The 3109-nt window shown below is 42.2% G+C and carries 4 protein-coding genes; all 4 read left to right on the top strand.

The window, feature by feature from the left end; translation table 11 throughout:
* Window positions 1-867: hypothetical protein (locus JJE29_09340; GenBank protein MBK5252819.1), on the top strand; the 867-nt coding region annotated here is incomplete at its 5' end.
* A gap of 183 nt (window positions 868-1050) precedes the next feature.
* On the top strand, window positions 1051-1812 hold the full coding sequence (locus JJE29_09335; protein MBK5252818.1) for a tRNA1(Val) (adenine(37)-N6)-methyltransferase: 762 nt from the start codon (window positions 1051-1053) through the stop codon (window positions 1810-1812).
* A 32-nt stretch (window positions 1813-1844) separates the two neighbouring features.
* Complete coding sequence (rsmI, locus tag JJE29_09330; GenBank protein ID MBK5252817.1) at window positions 1845-2675, top strand: 16S rRNA (cytidine(1402)-2'-O)-methyltransferase; 831 nt, start codon at window positions 1845-1847, stop codon at window positions 2673-2675.
* Window positions 2676-2785: 110 nt separating this feature from the next.
* On the top strand, window positions 2786-3031 hold the full coding sequence (locus tag JJE29_09325) for an AbrB/MazE/SpoVT family DNA-binding domain-containing protein (protein MBK5252816.1): 246 nt from the start codon (window positions 2786-2788) through the stop codon (window positions 3029-3031).
* Window positions 3032-3109: the final 78 nt, after the last annotated feature.

Below are 3109 nucleotides of genomic sequence, written 5' to 3'. Positions count from 1 at the left end.
CTTGAAATGAAATTAATCGATGTCGAATTCACATTCGACAACAATAAAATAATATTTTATTTTACAGCCGATGGAAGAGTGGACTTCAGGGAATTGGTAAAGGATTTGGCGTCTGTTTTTAGAACACGAATTGAGCTTAGGCAAATCGGCGTAAGGGATGAGGCTAAAATGATAGGAGGGCTTGGTCCTTGTGGAAGAAAGCTGTGTTGTTCAAGCTGGCTGGGCGATTTCGACCCGGTCTCCATTAGAATGGCAAAGGACCAGAACCTGTCTCTAAATCCGGCGAAAATATCAGGTATTTGCGGCCGATTGATGTGTTGTCTCAAATACGAACATGAAACCTATCAATACCTTGAAAAGCAACTGCCGAAAATGGGAAAGAAGATTGAAACTTTTCAAGGACCGGGAATTGTGATATCAAAAAATTTGATGACCCAATCGGTTAAGGTGCTGGTTGAGGGAAAGCACGAGAGAGATAGAGAGATTATAACCATTAAAGTGAATGAAATAGAGGATCCAAGAGGGGAGTCTCCGAGGCAGATTGAAAACCCTTCCGATATTCAAGATATGAAGCCGATTCTTTTTGCATCAGTAAACAACAGGAGTGAGAAGCCTGAAAGCCTTAAGAAGGGCGTGCAAAAACCCTCTGGCGCAAATGCGTCAAGAAATGAGCAGCAGGAGGAAGAAGAAGAAGAAGAAGAAAAAAGTGAAACCGGCGAAACCAACCAGAAATCCAATTACAAGAAGCGAAGAAGAAAGAAGAAAACTTCGGAACGGAAGAAAGAAACGAACATAGGCGTTCAACCTAAAAAGGATGACAACACTAATGCTGGGAAAAAATGGAATAAAAGAAAACCCAAAGAATAAGCAGCTAAGGCCCAAGGCAGGAGCTGATGCATAATGCCTGAGTTGCCTTTTTAAATAGTTTTTGCGGAGGGAGTGGCTTCATTTTTGTCGCCCTGCATTCTGCCTCTTATGCCGAATTCTTTGGTTGTTGGAAGAAATAGAAAGAACCGGGCAATACTAAAAGGGAGACGGATAAAAAAAGATATGAAAGAGAAATGGGCCAAAGAAACGGAGCGTGTAGATGACCTTCAAGTGAAGGGTCTTAAAATCATTCAGAATCCGGATGGATTTTGCTTTGGAATTGATGCTGTTTTGCTAAGCAACTTTTGTGAAGTGAAAAAAGGCGAAACAGTTGTCGATTTGGGTACGGGTACGGGAATAATACCCATACTTGTAGCAGGCAAAAGCCGTGCGGGAAAAATAATTGGGATAGAAATACAAGATGAAGTAGCTGAAATGGCGCAAAGAAGTGTTTTAATGAATCATCTTGAAGCAAGGGTGAAAATCATCAATGAAGATTTGAAGAATGCCGCGTGCCATGTGGCGCTCAGTTCGGCGGATGTTGTTACAGCAAACCCTCCTTACATGGCTGCAGGAAGAGGCATTCAAAACGGGAATATGGCAAAAGCTGTTTCAAGGCATGAAATCAAATGCAACATTAGTCAGGTTGTTGGAACTGCAGCGAAGCTTTTGAGACCGGGTGGACGATTCTACATGGTTCACAGGCCGCATAGGCTAGTCGATGTTTTTTGCGCACTCAGGGAAAACAAACTGGAACCCAAAAGGATATTGTTTATACAGCCTTCCGCGGATAAGAAGCCGAACCTTGTGCTTATTAAAAGCGTAAGAGATGGCAAGCCCGAGTTGGTTTTCGAGGTACCCATGGCAGTGCGTGGCGAAGACGGAAGCTATACGAAAGAGCTTAGGGAGTGGTATGAACAAGAATCTATAGAGCCGATCCTATGAATATGAAAAATACTTTGCAAGGAGAAATGTCGATGACTGAAAACAGCGGGAAATTGTATATATGCCCGACACCAATAGGCAATCTTGAGGACATAACCATTAGGGTCCTCCGAGTGCTTAGGGAATCAGACATAATTGCTTGCGAAGATACGCGCCATACATTGAAATTACTCAACCATTTCGAAATCAAAAAGAAGCTGACCAGTTATCATGAGCACAACAAGGACAGAAAAAAGCACGACATAGCCGACAGGATAAGGAGCGGACAAAAGGTTGCACTTGTCACAGATGCCGGAATGCCGGGGATTTCAGACCCCGGAGAAGATCTTGTGAAACTTTGTATCGAAGAAAACCTGCCATTTGAGGTTCTTCCGGGTCCCAGTGCCTTTGTTAATGCACTGGTTGCCTCGGGCCTTTCATCCAGGAGGTTCGTGTTTGAAGGATTTTTGGACAAAAAAAAGAAAGAACGAAATTTGGCGCTTGGCCGCATAGAAAATGAAACGCGTACGATCATAGTTTACGAAGCCCCCCACAGGCTTAAGAAGACGCTCATTGAACTTCAAAAGATTCTCGGTGAAAGGAAGTGCGTTCTTTGCCGTGAATTGACGAAACGCTACGAGGAGCATTTGCGTGGAAGCTCCGCGCACCTTTTAAATCATTACGAAAGCCTTGATCCAAGAGGGGAATATGTGATTGTTATAGAAGGTAAAAAGGAAGAGTTTAAAGAATTCACGGATGAAATGATAGAAATCCGTTTGAACAAATGCTTGGAAGGTGGAATGAAGAAAAAGGAAGCGGTTAAATTTGTGGCGGAAGAAACGGGTGTTTCAAGGAATAGAATATACGATTTAAGTATTCGTTAAAAAAACCGAAATTTTCCCCAAAAAGGTTGACTTATTATGGAAATGATGGTAGCATTTAAAATGAAAAGGTTGTTGGAAATTGTCACATTGCGATAAAAGGAGGGATATAAATGAAATCTACTGGTATAGTACGAAAGGTTGATGAGCTTGGAAGAGTGGTAATTCCGATCGAACTTCGTAGAACGATGGACATTGCGGAGAGAGACGCTTTGGAGATATTTGTTGAAGGATCGCACATAATCTTGAAGAAGTATGAACCCGCATGTATTTTCTGCGGACAGGCCAAGGATGTTGAAAACTACAAGGGCAAAAACATATGCCCTAAGTGCTTCGAAGAAATAAAAAACCGTCCATAAGACAAAAAAAACCCTCGTTTCATTAATATGAAGCGGGGGCTTTTGCTTGCTGAAAAATGGCGAGTTCTATTCTTTTTT

The sequence above is a fragment of the Peptostreptococcaceae bacterium genome, assembly GCA_016649995.1.
In the GTDB taxonomy this organism is placed as follows: Bacteria; Bacillota; Clostridia; order Peptostreptococcales; family BM714; genus BM714.
This window is presented reverse-complemented; position numbering and strand designations above follow the sequence as displayed.

Excerpts from the sequence above, each read along its gene's own strand:
- JJE29_09325 (MBK5252816.1), top strand. The coding sequence starts at position 2,786 with ATGAAATCTACTGGTATAGTACGAAAGGTTGATGAGCTTGGAAGAGTG.
- JJE29_09335 (MBK5252818.1), top strand. The coding sequence starts at position 1,051 with ATGAAAGAGAAATGGGCCAAAGAAACGGAGCGTGTAGATGACCTTCAA.
- rsmI (MBK5252817.1), top strand. The coding sequence starts at position 1,845 with ATGACTGAAAACAGCGGGAAATTGTATATATGCCCGACACCAATAGGC.